The 14685-nt window shown below is 73.5% G+C and carries 16 protein-coding genes, 2 tRNA genes and 1 other RNA gene; 9 read left to right on the top strand and 10 right to left on the bottom strand.

Going from position 1 to position 14685, the window contains the following annotated elements; all coding sequences use genetic code 11:
- Positions 1–165 precede the first annotated feature (165 nt).
- From C5508_RS16745 to C5508_RS16730, 4 genes are read right to left on the bottom strand one after another with little or no spacing between them, the layout of a single operon-like run.
- Complete coding sequence (locus C5508_RS16745) at positions 166–1341, bottom strand: branched-chain amino acid ABC transporter permease (protein ID WP_104526073.1); 1176 nt, start codon at positions 1339–1341, stop codon at positions 166–168.
- A 2-nt stretch (positions 1342–1343) separates the two neighbouring features.
- Positions 1344–2228 (bottom strand): branched-chain amino acid ABC transporter permease, encoded by an 885-nt coding sequence (locus C5508_RS16740; protein WP_104526072.1) that lies wholly within the window; start codon positions 2226–2228, stop codon positions 1344–1346.
- A 36-nt stretch (positions 2229–2264) separates the two neighbouring features.
- Positions 2265–3035 (bottom strand): ABC transporter ATP-binding protein, encoded by a 771-nt coding sequence (locus C5508_RS16735; RefSeq protein ID WP_104526071.1) that lies wholly within the window; start codon positions 3033–3035, stop codon positions 2265–2267.
- Entirely contained in the window at positions 3028–3897 is an 870-nt protein-coding gene (locus tag C5508_RS16730) for an ABC transporter ATP-binding protein (RefSeq protein WP_104526070.1), read from the bottom strand. The genes C5508_RS16735 and C5508_RS16730 overlap by 8 nt, the downstream gene beginning before the upstream one ends.
- Before the next feature lie 171 nt (positions 3898–4068).
- On the opposite strand from C5508_RS16730, the gene C5508_RS16725 reads away from it, so the two are divergent.
- Entirely contained in the window at positions 4069–5286 is a 1218-nt protein-coding gene (locus tag C5508_RS16725; protein ID WP_104526069.1) for a PucR family transcriptional regulator, read from the top strand.
- Positions 5287–5382: 96 nt separating this feature from the next.
- On the opposite strand, the gene C5508_RS16720 is transcribed toward C5508_RS16725, so the two are convergent.
- Together C5508_RS16720 and C5508_RS16715 are read right to left on the bottom strand one after the other, a co-directional pair.
- Positions 5383–5616 carry a DUF2630 family protein gene (locus C5508_RS16720; protein WP_104526068.1) on the bottom strand — a complete coding sequence of 78 codons (234 nt, stop codon included), beginning with the start codon at positions 5614–5616 and terminating at the stop codon, positions 5383–5385.
- Positions 5617–5762: 146 nt separating this feature from the next.
- Entirely contained in the window at positions 5763–6722 is a 960-nt protein-coding gene (locus tag C5508_RS16715) for a prephenate dehydrogenase (RefSeq protein ID WP_232797223.1), read from the bottom strand.
- Positions 6723–6766: 44 nt separating this feature from the next.
- On the opposite strand from C5508_RS16715, the gene C5508_RS16710 reads away from it, so the two are divergent.
- The 5 genes from C5508_RS16710 to C5508_RS16690 all read left to right on the top strand — a co-directional run bounded on the left by C5508_RS16710 (position 6767) and on the right by C5508_RS16690 (position 9216).
- Complete coding sequence (locus C5508_RS16710) at positions 6767–7429, top strand: O-methyltransferase (RefSeq protein WP_104526066.1); 663 nt, start codon at positions 6767–6769, stop codon at positions 7427–7429.
- Positions 7426–7929: a tRNA adenosine deaminase-associated protein gene (locus tag C5508_RS16705; protein WP_104526065.1), complete on the top strand. Its 504-nt coding sequence runs from the start codon at positions 7426–7428 to the stop codon at positions 7927–7929. Before C5508_RS16710 ends, C5508_RS16705 begins: the two co-directional genes overlap by 4 nt.
- Positions 7926–8573 (top strand): HAD-IA family hydrolase, encoded by a 648-nt coding sequence (locus C5508_RS16700; RefSeq protein WP_104526064.1) that lies wholly within the window; start codon positions 7926–7928, stop codon positions 8571–8573. Before C5508_RS16705 ends, C5508_RS16700 begins: the two co-directional genes overlap by 4 nt.
- A 79-nt stretch (positions 8574–8652) precedes the next feature.
- Complete coding sequence (locus tag C5508_RS16695) at positions 8653–9117, top strand: nucleoside deaminase (RefSeq protein ID WP_232797222.1); 465 nt, start codon at positions 8653–8655, stop codon at positions 9115–9117.
- 10 nt (positions 9118–9127) lie between these two features.
- Positions 9128–9216, top strand: a tRNA-Ser gene (locus tag C5508_RS16690).
- 85 nt (positions 9217–9301) lie between these two features.
- Here C5508_RS16690 and C5508_RS19650 read toward each other — a convergent pair.
- Together C5508_RS19650 and C5508_RS16680 are read right to left on the bottom strand one after the other, a co-directional pair.
- A complete protein-coding gene (locus C5508_RS19650; RefSeq protein WP_157944129.1) occupies positions 9302–10951 on the bottom strand; it encodes a serine/threonine-protein kinase in 1650 nt (549 codons plus the stop codon).
- Between the two features lie 19 nt (positions 10952–10970).
- The gene (locus C5508_RS16680; protein WP_104526063.1) at positions 10971–11318 is read right to left on the bottom strand and encodes a hypothetical protein; all 348 of its coding nucleotides are present in this window, start codon (positions 11316–11318) and stop codon (positions 10971–10973) included.
- A gap of 162 nt (positions 11319–11480) precedes the next feature.
- Here C5508_RS16680 and C5508_RS16675 point away from each other — a divergent pair.
- Positions 11481–11565, top strand: a tRNA-Ser gene (locus tag C5508_RS16675).
- A 54-nt stretch (positions 11566–11619) separates the two neighbouring features.
- Here C5508_RS16675 and C5508_RS16670 read toward each other — a convergent pair.
- Positions 11620–12543, bottom strand: a complete 924-nt coding sequence (locus C5508_RS16670) for a DMT family transporter (protein WP_104526062.1) — start codon at positions 12541–12543, stop codon at positions 11620–11622.
- A 101-nt stretch (positions 12544–12644) separates the two neighbouring features.
- Between C5508_RS16670 and ffs the strand changes: the two genes are divergently transcribed.
- Positions 12645–12740, top strand: an RNA gene (gene ffs / locus C5508_RS16665) — signal recognition particle sRNA small type.
- Positions 12741–12791: 51 nt separating this feature from the next.
- On the opposite strand, the gene C5508_RS19645 is transcribed toward ffs, so the two are convergent.
- Positions 12792–13139 (bottom strand): hypothetical protein, encoded by a 348-nt coding sequence (locus tag C5508_RS19645; RefSeq protein ID WP_157944128.1) that lies wholly within the window; start codon positions 13137–13139, stop codon positions 12792–12794.
- Positions 13140–13465: 326 nt separating this feature from the next.
- On the opposite strand from C5508_RS19645, the gene C5508_RS16655 reads away from it, so the two are divergent.
- Positions 13466–14685 (top strand): DNA polymerase III subunit gamma and tau (locus C5508_RS16655; protein ID WP_113684660.1); only part of this gene is annotated, 1220 nt, incomplete at its 3' end.

Genomic DNA, 14685 nt, shown 5'->3' with positions numbered 1-14685 from the left:
TTGTGTTGTTTTTTTTTGTTTTTTTTTTTGTTTTTTTTTTTGTTTTGTAAGCAGGATACGGCATTCGAGGTCTAGTAGGGTGTGGTGGTGTCGGAGAGGTGGATAAGAGACGGGTCTGGGTGGGGGTGGGAAGCGGGGGGAGCGGGCCGGTGGATCGGGTCGTCCTCACCCCCCGCTCGCGTCGGCCGCCGCGCGGGATGCGGCGGCGCGTTTGGCCTTCCCGGTCATCCAGCGGAGCCGGATGGTCCCGACGAAGCCGGCGGGGGCGAAGATCATCGCGACGATGAGCACGACGCCGTAGACGAACGGGGCGAGCTGGGCGGCCTCGGTGTTGTTGAGCCCGAGGTCGATGCCGCGGTCGGTCACCCAGGGCGGGAGGAACACCAGCAGCGCGGAGCCCAGCAGCGCACCGAGCAGGCTGCCGAGACCGCCGATGACGATCGCGGTGAGAAGCGAGAGGGAGAGCACCAGGGTGAAGCCGCTGGGGGCGGCGAGCCGCACCACCAGCGCCAGCACGGCGCCGGCCAGCCCGGCGGCCGCGGCGCTGACCACGAAGGCCAGCACGCGCCAGGTGCCGAGGTTGATCCCCGCCAGCTCGGCGGCGACGTCCTGGTCGCGGATCGCCCGCCAGGTGCGCCCGATCCTGCTGCGCACCAGGTTGGCCAGCAGGAAGTAGCTGATCAGGAGGCAGATCGCGCCGACGTAGGCCAGCCACTTCGTGCTCGACGCGTTGGCGCCGGAGACGAAGCCGATGAAGCTGTCGAAGGACTCCGGTGCCCGCGGTGCCCGCACGCGGAGGCCCTGCTCGCCGCCCAGGAGGTCGTGGAAGTAGATCGCCAGGCCGGGCAGGCCGACGGCCAGCGCCAGCGTGGCGCCGGCGAGGTAGGGGCCGTGCAGTCGGGCCGCGGCCACGCCGACCAGGGCGCCGACCGCGGTGGCGGTGACCACGGAGATCAGCAGGATCAGCGGCAGGGGCAGCGCGCCGTCGGGCTCCTGGAGCAGCAGCGCCGTGGTGTAGGCGCCGACCGCCATCAGGGCGCCGTGCCCGAGGGAGATCTGGCCGTTCATGCCGGTGAGCACGGTCAGGCCGCCGGCGGCGATCGCGTAGTAGCTCAGCGTCGCCAGCTGCGAGTTGGTGAAGGGGTCGGTGATCTCGAGGATCACCACGGCCGCCACGGCGCCGAGCAGCAGCACCACCAGGTGGCGCAGCAGCGTGGACTGCGGGAGCAGGCTCCGGCCGGCGGTGGCAGCGGCGGACGGGGCGTTCGCGGCCGCGGTGGCTGCGGTGGGAGCCGCCTCGGTCTGGCCGGCGTCGGGTGCGGGACTCTTCAGGTCGCTCATGGTCATGCCCTCCGAGCCGTCGTGCTGCTGAACAGACCGCCGGGCCGCACGAGCAGCACGACCATGAGGATGACCAGCGCGGAGATGTTGACCAGGGCGCTGCCCCGCGGGGCGTAACCGCTGATGTAGCTGAGCGCGAGGCCGAGGATCAGCCCGCCGACGATGGCGCCGATGGGGGAGTCCAGCCCGCCGATGATCGCGGCGACGAAGCCGAACACGATCAGGCTGTCCATGTAGGCCGGGTAGACGAACCCGCCGCCGGCGATCAGCAGACCCGACAGCGAGCCGACGACCGCGGCCAGTCCCCAGCCGAGGGTCAGCATGCCGCCGACCTTCACGCCGAGCAGGCGGGAGACCTCCTGGCTGAAGGCGGAGGCGCGCATGGCCAGGCCGACGCGGGTGAACCGGAACAGGGCCACCAGCAGCAGCATCGTGACGATCACGGCGCCGAAGATGTAGAGGCTGTTCGGGGTGAACGCGACGCGGTTCTCGCCGATCCGGAAGCCCTCGAGGCCGAACGGTGCCGGGAACGACTGGAACGACGAGCCGAAGACGATCGCGATCAGGGCCTGCAGCGCCACGAAGAGGCCGAGAGCGACGATCACGGCGTTGAGCTCGTTGCCACCCTCGACGGGCCGGATGATGACCCGCTCGATGATGGCGCCGAGGACGAAGCCGGAGGCGAGGGTGACGACCAGTGCCAGCCAGTACGAGTAGCCGGCCTGGATGAGGGCCAGGGCGATGAAGGTGGTGGCCGCGGCCATCGAGCCCTGCGCGAAGTTCACGATGCGGGTGGAGCGCCAGATGAGCACCAGGGCCAGCGCGAACGCCGCGTAGATCAGACCCTGGGTCAACCCGGTGAGGGTCACGTTCACGAACTGCTGCACGAAGTGTGCCTTCCTTGACCGGAGGGGAGGGCGGGGTCAGAAACCGAGGTAGGCGTGCCGGAGGTCCTCGTCGCCCATCAGCGCGGAGGCGGAGTCGGTGACGACCACCCGGCCGAGGTTGAGGACGACGCCGACGTCGGCGACCGACAGGGCGCTGCGGGCGTTCTGCTCGACCAGCAGGACCGAGAGGCCCTCGCTGTCGACCAGCTGGCGCAGCAGCCCGAAGATCTGCGCGACGATCCGCGGGGCCAGGCCCAGCGACGGCTCGTCGAGCAGCAGGATGCGCGGCTGCGCGAGCAGTGCCCGCCCGATCACGAGCATCTGGCGCTCGCCGCCGGAGAGCGTGTGCGCGTGGTTGTTGCGCCGCTCGGCGATCCGCGGGAAGAGGTCGTAGATCCGGTCGTACTCGGACTTGGCGACCTTGCCGCGGAACAGCGCTCCGACCCGGAGGTTCTCGTCCACGGTCAGCTCGGCGATGACGCCGCGACCCTCCGGTACGTGTGCCATGCCCCGGCCCACCATGGACTCGACCGAGGCCTTGGTGATGTCCACGCCGTCGAGCACGACCCGGCCGGCGACCGGCCGGACCAGGCCGCTGATCGTGCGCAGCAGCGTCGTCTTGCCCGCGCCGTTGGCGCCGAGGACGGCGGTGATCTTCCCCGCTTCGGCCGACAGCGAGACGCCGTCGAGCGCACGGACGGGGCCGTAGGACGAGCTGAGGCCCTCGACCTCGAGCAGGCGGGTGCCGGTCGCGGTGCCGCCACCGGTGACGGCGGAGACCGCCGTGGCGCCGTGTGCGTCAGCCATGGTGGCGTCCTCCGTCCGTGTGGGTCAGCTCCGCCGCGTCGGCCTCGACGTCGACGGCGTCGCCGAGGTAGGCCTCGGTGACGGCGGGGTTGGCCTGGACCTCGACCGGGGTGCCGGCGGCGATCTGCTTGCCGGAGTCGAGCACGGTGATCCGGTCGCAGACCCGCATGACCAGGTCCATGTGGTGCTCGACCAGCAGCACGCTCATCCGGCCGACGACGGAGCGGATGAGGTCGCCGAGCTCGTGCATCTCGTCCTCGGACAGACCGCTGGCGGGCTCGTCGAGCAGCAGCAGGTCCGGCTCGGCCACCAGCGCCCGGGCCAGGGCGACGCGCTTCTGCACCGGGTACGGGAGGCTGCCCGGGTAGCGCCCGGCGTAGGCCTCGGCACCGAGCTCGGTCAGGGCCTGCATGGCCCGCTCACGGAGGCGCTTCTCGTCCTTGTCCGACATGGGCAGCGCCAGCAGCGCCGACAGGAAGCCGGCCCTGGCGTGCCGGTGGGCGCCCACCATGACGTTCTCCAGCACGGTCATGCCGGCGAACAGGCCGACACCCTGCAGCGTGCGGGCGATGCCCAGCGAGGTGAGCTGGCTGGGACGCAGCCGGGTCAGCTCGCGGTCACGCCACACGATGCGGCCCGACGTCGGGCGGACGAGGCCGCAGGCGACGTTGAACAGCGTCGTCTTGCCGGCGCCGTTGGGACCGATGAGGCCGTGCACCTGGCCTGGCTCGACGGTGAGCGAGACGTCGGTCAGGGCGAGCACGCCACCGAACGCGACGTTGATCCCGGTCATCTCGAGCCGGGCTGTGGGCGCTGGGTCGTTCTTTAGCTGGCTGCCGGTCGGCTGCGCCAAGGGGCCCACTGCTCCTCTGCGTCGGGGAGATCGCCGAACCGGTGAGCACCGGGACGGCGACGATTGGGTCACGAGTACGTCCCGCTGAGACTGCCCGTCGGTGTTGACGGTCACAATGGGCGCACCGCACAGCGATCGGGACGTTGTGTTGTGCTGTGCGTCACGGACGGGAGGTGAGCGGTGCATCCGTTCCGACCGGAGGTCTCGGCTCGCCTGGCCGAGCTCGCGCCGCTGCTCATGGCGGAGCTCGAGGACATGACCGACCGCATGCTCGAGGTGCTGCTGCGCAGCGAATCCGCCTACCACGACCTGCTGGTCACCGAGGAGGAGCTGCGCGCGTCGGTCCGCCGGGGTCTCGAGCAGGGACTGCGCACGCTGATCGACGGATGGGCCGACAACGGCGACGGCGACCGCAGCGGGGCCCGCGCCGTCGGCCGGCGACGGGCGGCCCAGGGTGTTCCGCTCGAGGCGGTGCTGCGCGCCTACCGCCTCGGTGGCCAGGTCACCTGGGAGGCGCTCCTCTCGGTGTCCCAGCGCAGCAGGCACGGCCTCGACGTCCTCCTGCTGGAGGTCGCCGGCTCGGTGTGGCGGACCAACGACGCGGACTGCGCCGCGGTCGCGGCGGGGTACCGCGAGGAGCAGCGGCGGCTGGCCGGCGTCGACGAGGTGGCCCGGCAGCAGGTGCTGGACGGGCTCATCGACGGCCGGGGCAGCGATCCGGCGTTCGTGCGCAGCGCGTCGGAGCTGCTGGCGATGCCGCTGGACGGCCGGCTGACGGCCGTGGTGGCGCTGCCGGCCCCGGACGGGTGCCCGGCCCTGGACGCACCCGCCGACGGACTCCTCAAGCGTGGCGTGCGGTCGGTCTGGGGTGCCCGCGGCGACGCGCAGGTGGGCTACGTGGTGCTGGGCGCCGTCCGGCCCGCCGACCTGGTCGCCCTGCTGACCGGCGTGGCCCGCGGGCCCGTGGGGGTCTCGGACGTCGTCGACGGACCGGCCGCGGCGGGTGCCGCCTACCGGCTCGCCGAGACCGCCGCCCGGACCCTGCCGGCCGGGGACCGGCGCGTGGTGAGCATCGACGAGCGGCTGCCCGAGGCGCTGCTGAGCAACTCGCCGGAGATCAGCTCCCGCCTGGTGGGTCAGTCCCTCGGCGGCCTGCTCGAGCTGCCCGACGACGAGCAGGCGGTCCTGCTGGACACCCTCGAGGCGTTCCTCGCCGCCGACGGGTCACCGACGCGGGCGGCCGACGCCCTGTACTGCCACCGGAACACCGTCATGCACCGGCTGCGGCGGATCGAGTCGGTGACCGGCCGGAAGCTCACCGACCCGCGATCCCGCCTCCTCTGGCAGCTGGCGCTGCTGGGCACCGGCCGCCGGCAGCCGACCACCCGCTCCGCCTGAGAGAGGACCCCCTTCCTCCCACCCGTCGCAGGCTCAGGGGCGGGCCCCTGGAAGGGCCGCGTTCAGGGAGCTGCCGGTGGGGTCAGCTGCCTGCCGTCACTGGAGGTAGGTCTCGACCTGGGGCTCGGGACGCGGCTCGGCCTCGTCGGGGTCCTCGCCGTACTGCCGCTTGGCGCGGCGCTGGCGGAGCAGGTCCCAGCACTGGTCGAGGTCGGCCTCGAGCTTGCTCATGCGGGCGCGGGTCTCGTCGGTGTGCTCGCTGCTGTCGCGGAGCTTGTGCTCCTCGTCGACCAGCGTGTGGATGCGGTTGAGGATGTCGTTCTCGTCCATGTCCCGTCCCTGCCCGTCGTCGCGGGCGTGAAACGACCGGCTTGCCGGCGCCTGCCCCCGCTCCAGGGTCGGACTCGTGCCGGGCGCCGCCTGCAGGGTGCCGGGAGCGCGAGGAACGCCGCCAGAGCGGCGGTGCGGGGGCGGCGTCAGGGGGTGTCGGGGACCCAGCCCTCGACGAACGCGGCCAGCCGGCGGTGCACCGCGCCCCCGGCACGCCCCAGCGCCAGCAGTGCCGACCGGTCCAGCGGCACCCGGACGGTGCGCCGGCCGCCCGGTCGCCGCGCCACCGCGTGCCCCGCGCCGACGAGCTCCGGCCACGGGCGCTCCAGCTCGGCGCGCACGCGGGCGAGGGCCGCGGCGGTCGGGCCGGCGTTGCCCTCCACCATGGCCGTCACGAAGGCCGGGTCGCTGCCGATCACCCGGGTGCCGTCGCGGAAGCTGCCGGCGGCCAGGGCGAGCGCCAGCGGTCCGGCGTCGGCCGCGGCGGCGGCCAGCGCGGCGGCCAGCAGGTGCGGGACGTGGCTGATCGCGGCGACGGCGTCGTCGTGCTCCGCGGCCGTCACCGGCACGACCTCCGCGCCCACGGCCAGCGCCACCTCGGCCACCCGCAACCAGCGCGGCAGCTCGGTCCCGGGCTCCAGGCACAGCGCCCACCGGGCGCCGGCGAACAGCGCGGGATCGGTGGCCTCGTGGCCGGAGCGCTCGGTGCCGCACATCGGGTGCCCGCCCACGAACCGGCCGCCGAACGCCGCGCCCAGCGACCCGACGACCGGGACCTTGACCGAGCCGAGGTCGGTGACCGTGGCGGCGGGGTCGATCGCCAGGCCCTCCAGCGCCGTCGTCATGGCCGGCAGCGGCACGGCGAGGACGACGACGCCGGTGAACTCCTGCGTGATCCGCACCCCGCGGGCGGCGGCGGCCTCACGGGCCGCGGGATCGACGTCCCAGCCGCTGACCTCGCGCCCTGCGGCCACCAGTGCGGCGGCCAACGAGCCGCCCAGCTGGCCGAGCCCGACGACGCCGACCGGAGGGGCGGGCATGGTCGGGACGGGGAAGGACGGACCTCCGCCGGGAGAGGTGGCCCCGGGAACTGCGGCATCGGCCATGATCTACAGGCTATGACCCCCGAGCCCCTCGACCGGCAGGCGCCATGACGCCGCGGTCCTTCCTGCTCACCCCGGAACTCGCCGACTACGTGCAGGCCTCCTCGGACCCGGTCGACGCCGTGATGGCCGACCTCATCCGCGAGACCGCCGAGATGGCCGAGCGCGGCGGGGCGTCGTCCACTCTGCAGATCGCCCCGGAGCAGGGCGTGCTGATGCGGCTGCTCACCCGCGCGCTGGAAGCACGGCGGGCGATCGAGATCGGCACCTTCACCGGCTTCTCCGCGCTGTGCATCGCCGAGGGGCTTCCGGAGGACGGCTCGCTGCTCTGCCTGGACAGCAGCGAGGAGTGGACCGCCGTCGCCCGCCGGTACTGGGAGCGGGCGGGCGTGGCCGACCGGATCGAGCTGCGCCTCGGGGACGCCCTGGCCACGCTGCGGGAGCTGCCCGCCGAGGAGACCTTCGACCTGGCCTTCGTGGACGCCGACAAGACCGGCTACCCGGCCTACGTCGAGGAGCTGCGCCCGCGGATGAACCGCAACGGCGTCGTCCTGCTGGACAACACGCTCCGCTCAGGCCAGGTGCTGGAGCCCGACGACGAGTCCTCCCGCGCCCTGGCGGCCCTCAACGCGGCGCTGGCTGCCGATCCGCGCTGGGAGACCGTGCTGCTGCCGCTGGCCGACGGCCTGACCTTGCTGCGCAAGCGATGATCGAGGGGAGCGTCTACGGCCGGGTCGGCTTCGCCGTCCGGGTGTCGCGAGAGGCCGGGCGGTGGCAGGTGCGGCTGCTCGCGCAGGACGCCGGTGACGAGCTGCCGGTGCTCGAGCGGGCGCTGGGGGAGCCCGGCGTGGGGGGATGGCCGCCGCCGTTCGTGCTGGTCCTCGACTCACGGCTGTACTTCGTGGCGCTGCGGCACGGGCCCGGGGGCATGGTGCGAGCGCTGATCTCCGACGCGACGATGCTCGAGTGGGTGCTCGCCGCCGAGGTGGTCGAGCGCTACGGCATCGGTGTGGACACCGAGGGCGCCTTCGACGACGACGAGACCGGCTGGCCCGGTGGTGATCTGGACCTGTTCGCCGACGACGGCCTGCCCGCCGACGCGCTGCGCCCGATCGTGACCGCTGACGACCTGTGGGCCGACGAGATGCTGGAGCGGATCGCGACCCGGCTCGGGTTCGCCGAGGAGCTGGCCGCGGCGGTGAGGTCATGACCGTCTCCGCCGTCGTCTTCGACCTGGGCGGGGTGATCACCGAGAGCCCGATGGCCGCCTTCGCCGCCTACGAGCGCGAGGCCGGGCTGCCCGAGCATCTGATCCACCGGCTCAACTCGACGAACCCCGACACCAACGCCTGGGCGCGCTACGAGCGCAACGAGCTCGACGTCGCCGGCTTCTCCGCGGCGTTCGAGGCCGAGGCTGCGGAACTGGGGCACCGCATAGACGCCGCCCGCGTGCTGGCCGCCCTGCACGGCGACGTGCGCCCGGCGATGGTGGCGGCGGTGCGCCGGCTGCGCGAGGCGGGGCTGCCCCTGGCGGTCCTGTCGAACAACGTGGCACCGATGGAGCGCACCGGTCGGCTCGGCGATCTGCTGGCCCTGTTCGACGCCGTCGTGGAGTCCTCGCTGGAGGGTGTCCGCAAGCCCGAGCCGGAGATCTACCGGCGCGTCCTGGAGCGGCTCTCCGACGCGGTGGGGCGGCCGATCGAGGCGGCCGACTGCGCCTACCTGGACGACCTGGGGATCAACCTCAAGCCGGCGCGGGCGCTCGGCTTCGCCACCATCAAGGTGGTCGACCCCGCCGTCGCGCTGGCCCAGCTCTCGGAGCTGGTGGGCTTCCCGCTGACCGACGCCGAATGAGCCGGCGACCAGTGGTTCCGGCACAGTCTCCCTCTGCCCCACATCTGGGGCAGAGGGAGACTGTCGGCGGAGAAGCCTCGTGACCCGCGACCTCGACGCGGCGATGGGGCGGTCGCTGGAGCTCGCGGCCGCGGCCGAGGGGTGGGGCGACATACCGATCGGCGCCGTCGTCCTCGGGCCGGACGGCGGCGTCCTGGCGGAGGCCGCCAACGAGCGCGAGAAGCGCGGGGATCCCACCGCGCACGCGGAGGTGCTGGCGCTGCGGGCCGCTGCGCAGGTGCACGGCGACGGCTGGCGCCTGTCGGGATGCACGCTGGTGGTGACGCTGGAGCCCTGCACGATGTGCGCCGGGGCGAGCGTCCTGTCCCGGGTCGACGCCGTGGTCTTCGGCGCCGACGACCCGAAGGCGGGGGCGGTCGGATCGCTGTGGGACGTCGTCCGGGACCGCCGGCTCAACCACCGGCCGCAGGTCACCGGCGGCGTGCGGGCCGAGGAGTGCGGCGCGCTGCTACGTGCCTTCTTCCGCCGCCAGCGGGGGCTGTAGTCTCTTCGGCGGTGGCGTGTCCGAGCGGCCGAAGGAGCACGCCTCGAAAGCGTGTGAGGGCAACCCCCTCCGTGGGTTCAAATCCCACCGCCACCGCCAGCAGCGCCGGAGCCCTCGCTCTCCCTGTCCGGGAGGCGGGGGCTCCTGCCGTTCGACGTTGCTGCCGTCCGCGGGCTCGCCGGGATCAGGCGATGACGTCGCGGTCCATCAGCAGCCGGCCGTCCTCGCCGCGGACGAACGTGACCCGGTGCCGCTCGGTGGTGGTCGACCCGCCCGCCGCGACGTAGGTGATGGTGACCAACGCCGTGGTGGGGTCCTCCGCCTGGACGTCGCTGATGCTGACGCTGGAGTAGTCGTCCCAGAACCCCGAGAAGCGGGCGAGCGGGAACTCCGACTGGAAGGCCGGGCTGGTCAGCTGGTGGGCCGCCGGCAGGTCGTCCGGGATGAGGGCGAAGAACTGCTCGGTCGCTTGCACGGGGTCCACCGGCACCGGCTCGTCGACGATCTCCGACGTGGGAGCCTCGGTCTCCCCCGGATCCGGCGCGGGCTCGGATGCCTCCGGCTCCGCGCTGGAGGTGGGTGCCGGCTCCGAGCTCGACGGCGAAGGGTCGGCGGAGTTCTCGTCCGGGTCGTCGGGGGAGAGGTTGAGCAGCAGGACCAGCAGACCGGCGAGCAGGGCGACGCCGAGCGCGGCGGCGACCCACGGCCACCGCCGTCGTCGGGACGGGGGCGCTGCCGGGGTGGACGCGGCCGGTGCGGCGGCGGGACCGGTCCTCGTGGGCGGCTGCGCCGCTACCGCCTGGCGGGCCGCCGGTGCGGAAGCCGTCGCGGGCACGGGGGTGCGGGCGGACGCCGGGATCGGCGTGGGCTGGTCCACGGGAGGCGCCGAGCTCGCGGCGGTCACGGGTGGGAGGACGGCGGTGCCCGAGGAGCCCTGCGACGACGCGAGGTCGGTGCGGGCCAGCAGCACCGTGGTGGTGTCGCCGTTCCGGCCGGCAGCCAGCTTCGCGAGCCGGTCGCGCACCTCGGTCATGGCGGGGCGTTCGGCCGGGTCGGCGGCCAGCATCCGCATCAGCGGGGCGGTCAGCGAACCTGCCCGCCGAGGCGGGGTCACCCGGCCGCCGGCGACCCGGTGCAGCATGCCGAGCGCGTTGTCGTCCATGCCGAACGGCGGCCCGCCCTCCAGGCAGGTGTAGAGCGTCGCGCCGAGCGAGAAGACGTCGCTGGCCTCGGTCATCTCCTGGCCCTGCGCCACCTCCGGGGCGAGGTAGGCGGGGGTGCCGGTGATCTGGCCGGTCTGGGTGAGCGTGACGTCGCCCTGGGCGTGCGAGATGCCGAAGTCGGTGATCTTGACCAGGCCCGCGACCCGGCCGCCCTGCCCGATGAGGATGTTCGCCGGCTTCACGTCGCGGTGCACGATCCCCGCGGCGTGCGTGGCGGCCAGCGCGTCGGCGACCTGGGCGCCGATCTGCGCCACCTGGTCCACGCGCAGGACGCCGTCCTCGGCGAGCACACCAGCGAGGCTGCGCGAGGGCAGGTACTCCATCACCAGCCACGGGGCGCCGTTCTCCAGCGCGACGTCGTAGACCGAGATGGCGTGCGGGTGGCTCAGTCGCGCGGCGATCCGGCCCTCGCGCAGCGCGCGCTGGCGCTGCTCGTCGACCTGCTTCTCGTCGGCCCCCAGGGGTGACAGGACCTGCTTGATCGCGACCTCGCGACCCAGCAGCTCGTCACGGGCGAGCCAGACCGCGCCCATCCCGCCGCCACCGATCTGCGACTGGAGCCGGTAGCGCCCGGCGATGAGGCGGCCGGGCGCGGTGACGGGACGGGTCATGGACGCAGGAAGGGTGTGCTCAGACGGTGGAGGGCACGCCGTACCGGCGCGCGTACTCCTCCTGCGCGCCGGCGGGCAGGGCGTCGTAGAGCTCGCCCAGCTCGGTGTGCACGTCCGGGTCGAGGTCGTCGAAGAGGCGCGCCCAGGTCGGCGGCTCGTCGTAGCTGCGGGTCAGCAGCAGCTCCCAGGCCTGCGCCTGCCGGTCGCGCTTGCTGCGCTCGGCGACGAACTCCGAGAGGTACCGGTCCTTCGCGGCCGTCTTCTCCTCCGCCGTCGCGCCGGCCGGCAGCTCTCCGGCGTCGCCGCCCTTGAGCACACCGACGATCGCCTCGACGACGTCCGGCCGTACCTCGCTGTGCTCGCTCATGTCCTGCCTCCTCGTCCGTGACCCGCAGTCCAGGGGCCTTCCCCGATGGCCACCCGGCGAACCGCCCTGCGGTGCAGGATGCCGCACACCGCCCCGCTCGGCCTCCCCGGTGGTGTCCCGGCGGAGCCGGCGACGGCGCCCGGTAGGATTCTCGTCGTACCTGGAGGATTCGCCTAGTGGCCTATGGCGCTCGCTTGGAAAGCGGGTTGGGGGCAACCCCTCGGGAGTTCGAATCTCCCATCCTCCGCAGGACGACGGGCCCCCGGCAGAACGCCGGGGGCCCGTCGCGTTCCCGCGCCGGTCAGGCGCCCGCAGTGGGTACCGGCTGACGCAGCCGGTGCAGGTACAGCCCGGCGACGGCGGCCAGCACCAGCACGCCCCCGGCCAGTGCAGCGGGGGAGAGCCGCTCACCGAGGAACGCCGTCGCCAGCGCCGTCGCCCCCAGCGGCTCCAGCAGCGTGACGATCGAGGCGACCGCTCCGGGCACCGTCCGCAGTCCCGAGAAGAACATGGCGTAGGCCAGCGCGCTCGGCACGAGGCCCAGGTAGAGCAGCACTCCCAGGGCCACCGGGTCGGTGGTGGACCGCAGCCCCACCGCGAGGGCCACCGGGGTCAGCAGCAGTGCCCCGCCGGCGAAGCCCACCAGGGTGACCGGGATGCCGGCCGGCACGCCACCGCCGGCCAGGGTGACGACGGCGTAACCGAGCGCCGATCCGACGGCCATGAGCGCACCGAGCACCACCGTCGTCCCGGTGTCGGCGCCGGCGGAGACGCCGACCAGCAGCACCAGGCCGACCAGCGCGGCCACGAGAGCGAGGACCGTGGCCCGGTCGGGGCGGCCGTGCCCGAGCAGCGTGCCGCCGACGGCGATGAGCAGCGGGGCCAGCCCCAGGGCGACGAGCGTCGCGATGCTCACGCCCGCGGTCGCCACGGCGGCGAAGTAGGCCAGCTGGTAGGCGGCCAGCCCCGCACCGACGAGCAGCAGGCGCACGCCCGTCCCTCGGTCGACGGCAGGGACCGGGCCGGTCCGGCGGCGGGTCACCGACCAGGCGAGGAGGAGGGCGAGCGCGCCGATCGCCATCCGGTGCCAGGCGATGTCGAGCGGTCCGAGGTCGCTGTGCCGGGCGACCAGGCTGCCGCTCACGCCCGAGGTGCCCCAGCACAGGGCCGCGAGGACGACGAGGAGGAAGCCGCGTCGCGAGGCTGCGGGGCTCGCGGTGGACATGACGCTCCAGGTGCGGTTCCGGTGGCGACCCGCCGGACGGAGCGCGGGAGCAGCGTAGCGGGGCAGTCGTCCGTTCCCGGGACCGTTTCCTCTACAGTGAGGAAGACCCCTCGTGTGGCGTCATCCTGTGAACCTCCCCAGGGCCGGAAGGCAGCAAGGATAAGCGGGCTCTGGCGGGTGCGCGGGGGGTCCTTTGCGTGCCACGGGCCCCGGGGGACTCCCCGGGGCCCGTGGTCATCGGGGCCGTCCTACGCGACGGCGATCGAGGCGATCAGGCGGCGGGCCATCTCGTCCCCCTCCGTCCCTTCCGGGAGCGCGGCCCCGATCACGATCTGGCGGCCGCCCGCGAGCAGGTGCATCCAGACGGCCCGGCGCCCCAGCGGCTCCCCGGTGTAGGAGACGGCGTCGATGCCCCCGTAGGCCAGCTCCGGGCCAGGGACGTCGAAGTACGCGCCGCCGTCGGTCGGGGTCAGCCCGCCCTCGAAGGTCTCGAGGATCGTGATCTCGACGTAGGACTCCTCGCCGCCCGGCAGCACGGGCCCGTGCCAGGTCAGCGACGGGCCGGACATGGAACCGACGGGCGTCGTCGTGTCCACGGTGTCCGGCCTGCGCGCACCCGGCGGGACCTCGACCGTGACGCCCTCGAAGGTGCGGACCTCCCATTCGGCGACCGGTGCGCTCGCGGGAGGCGGCTCGGCGGCCGGGGTCGACGGGGGCGCAGACGGGCGCGTGTGCCGGTATCGACGCCCATGTCCGTGATCCCGGGTGACGTTCGACGACTTCGGATCGAGCCGCCGGACCTCGGGTTCGTCCGGGTGGCGGACCGGGGCGCCGTCGAGTTCCTGCTGCACCTGGTGCGATGACCGCCGACCGCGGGGAGCGGATGCGCTGCTCCGTCGGAGGGGGCTCGTAAGCTCGCCGCGTGGCTCTGGCGCTCTACCGCAAGTACCGCCCGGCGACCTTCGCCGAGGTGGTCGGGCAGGAGCACGTCACCGCGCCCCTCGTGAACGCGGTGGACGGCGGCCGGATCAACCACGCCTATCTGTTCAGCGGCCCGCGCGGCTGCGGCAAGACGTCGTCGGCGCGGATCCTCGCCCGCTCGCTGAACTGCGAGCAGGGCCCGACGTCGACGCCCTGCGGTGTGTGCGGCTCCTGCGTCGCGCTCGCTCCCGACGGCCCCGGCTCCCTCGACGTCATCGAGATCGACGCGGCCAGCCACGGTGGTGTCGACGACGCCCGCGATCTGCGGGAACGCGCCTTCTTCGCGCCGGTGAACAGCCGCTACAAGGTCTACATCGTCGACGAGGCGCACATGGTGACCACGCAGGGCTTCAACGCCCTGCTCAAGGTCGTCGAGGAGCCGCCGGAGTTCCTGGTCTTCGTCTTCGCGACCACGGAGCCGGAGAAGGTGCTGCCGACGATCCGGTCGCGCACCCACCACTACCCGTTCCGGCTCGTGCCGCCGACGACGCTGCGCTCGCTGCTGGAGAGGACCTGCACCGCCGAAGGCGTGCAGGTCGAGCCCACCGTCTTCCCGCTGGTGGTGCGGGCGGGTGGCGGCTCGGTCCGCGACTCGCTGTCGATCCTCGACCAGCTGCTGGCCGGCGCCGGACCCGAGGGCGTCACCTACAAGAGCGCCGTCGGGCTGCTCGGGGTCACCGACGACGCCCTGCTCGACGAGACCATCGACGCCATGGCCGCGCAGGACGCCCCCGGTGTCTTCCGGGCCGTCGACCGCGTCGTCGAGGCCGGGCACGACCCGCGCCGCTTCGCCACCGACCTGCTCGACCGGCTGCGCGACCTGATCGTCCTCGACGCGGTCCCCGACGCCGGGGGCAACGGGCTGCTCGACTGCCCGCCCGACCGGCTGGACCTGATGAACTCGCAGGCGCAGGCGCTGGGCTCGGCCACCCTCTCCCGGATGGCCGACACCGTGCACGAGGGCCTCACCGAGATGCGTGGGACGACGGCGCCGCGGCTGCTCCTGGAGCTGGTCTGCGCCCGCATGCTGCTGCCGGCCACCGACGGCTCGGCCGCCGCCACCCTGCAGCGGCTGGAGCGGATCGAGCGCCGCATGTCGATCGCCGGGGAGCACGCCGGGCGGTCGGTGCCCGAGACCGCGTTGGCAGAGGTGCCGCTCCG

It is taken from the genome of Blastococcus atacamensis (assembly GCF_002938425.1).
Lineage (GTDB): Bacteria > Actinomycetota > Actinomycetes > Mycobacteriales > Geodermatophilaceae > Blastococcus > Blastococcus atacamensis.
The sequence above is the reverse complement of the archived record's forward strand: the minus strand, read 5'-3'. Positions and strand labels throughout refer to the sequence as shown.

Bases quoted from the DNA above. Each gene is read 5' to 3' on its own strand.
- C5508_RS16745 (WP_104526073.1), bottom strand. From the start codon at position 1,341: ATGAGCGACCTGAAGAGTCCCGCACCCGACGCCGGCCAGACCGAGGCG.
- C5508_RS16735 (WP_104526071.1), bottom strand. From the start codon at position 3,035: ATGGCTGACGCACACGGCGCCACGGCGGTCTCCGCCGTCACCGGTGGC.
- C5508_RS16720 (WP_104526068.1), bottom strand. From the start codon at position 5,616: ATGGACGAGAACGACATCCTCAACCGCATCCACACGCTGGTCGACGAG.
- C5508_RS16715 (WP_232797223.1), bottom strand. From the start codon at position 6,722: ATGGCCGATGCCGCAGTTCCCGGGGCCACCTCTCCCGGCGGAGGTCCG.
- C5508_RS16710 (WP_104526066.1), top strand. From the start codon at position 6,767: ATGACGCCGCGGTCCTTCCTGCTCACCCCGGAACTCGCCGACTACGTG.
- C5508_RS16705 (WP_104526065.1), top strand. From the start codon at position 7,426: ATGATCGAGGGGAGCGTCTACGGCCGGGTCGGCTTCGCCGTCCGGGTG.
- C5508_RS16700 (WP_104526064.1), top strand. From the start codon at position 7,926: ATGACCGTCTCCGCCGTCGTCTTCGACCTGGGCGGGGTGATCACCGAG.
- C5508_RS19650 (WP_157944129.1), bottom strand. From the start codon at position 10,951: ATGACCCGTCCCGTCACCGCGCCCGGCCGCCTCATCGCCGGGCGCTAC.
- C5508_RS16680 (WP_104526063.1), bottom strand. From the start codon at position 11,318: ATGAGCGAGCACAGCGAGGTACGGCCGGACGTCGTCGAGGCGATCGTC.
- C5508_RS16670 (WP_104526062.1), bottom strand. From the start codon at position 12,543: ATGTCCACCGCGAGCCCCGCAGCCTCGCGACGCGGCTTCCTCCTCGTC.